This is a genomic window from Acetobacter persici, from assembly GCF_018256955.1.
GTDB lineage: Bacteria > Pseudomonadota > Alphaproteobacteria > Acetobacterales > Acetobacteraceae > Acetobacter > Acetobacter persici.
This window is the reverse complement of sequence record NZ_JAERKU010000031.1, coordinates 1-848: the sequence shown is the minus strand read 5'-3', so window position 1 is coordinate 848 and position 848 is coordinate 1. Positions and strand designations below refer to the sequence as shown.

Annotated in this window: 1 protein-coding gene; it reads left to right on the top strand. The window is 55.9% G+C overall.

The genetic code is table 11. From position 1 onward, the window contains the following. Positions 1–60 precede the first annotated feature (60 nt). Positions 61–839 (top strand): IS5 family transposase gene (locus JK199_RS15680; protein WP_212377732.1). Its coding sequence is split into 2 segments (ribosomal slippage): positions 61–399 and positions 402–839, totalling 777 coding nucleotides; the frame shifts between segments, so codons are not numbered across the junction. Positions 840–848: the final 9 nt, after the last annotated feature.

Below are 848 nucleotides of genomic sequence, written 5' to 3'. Positions count from 1 at the left end.
CTAGGGCCTGTTAGACCTTGAATGCCAGAACGGACTGCATAGCTGTTTATGATGAGTATGATGCAGTCTGTCTTTTCTGATACCGCATGGTCCGTCTGGGAGCCTTTGATCGAGGAAGTCCGTCCGAAGGGCAAGACCCCACCGAAGAACCTTCGACGGACGATATCTGCGATCTTCTGGCGCCATCAGAACGGTGCAAAATGGCGCGCTCTGCCATCTGAATTTGGTCCTTGGTGGATTGCCGCACAGTTGTTCATTCGCTGGTCGAAGCTTGGGGTGTGGCAGCGCCTCTTTGAAAAAGTCAAAGGCAAAGATCAGGCCCTCGGCATGGTTTTTCTCGATGGCACGACGATCCGTGCCCATCACAAGGCAGCTGGGGCCGCCAAAAAGGGGGATGCAGAGGATGCCTCAGGGATCGTGAGGCACTTGGCCGCTCACGTGGAGGCTTTGGCACCAAGGTCTGCGTAGCCGCAGATGGACACGGCAGGGCGCTGTCCTTCACACTGTCGCCCGGGCAGGCACACGAACTGCCATCCGCTTATTCCTTGCTCGACGATCTGCCATACCCACCGACCTATGTCGTCTGTGACCGTGGATATGCCTCGCATAAATTCCGCGAATATCTCTGGAACTGGGGATCTCGTCCTGTCATCCCGCCAAGGAGGAATGATGCAGAAGTCGCCTGTCCAAAATGGGCTTACAGACACCGACATCTGGTTGAAAACCTGTGGGCAAGGCTCAAGGAGTGGCGGGCTGTCGCGACCCGATACGAAAAGACAGCCGCATCCTTTCTTTCCGTCATCCTCATCGCCGCTACAGCAGACTATATCAAGGCCTAACAGGCCCTA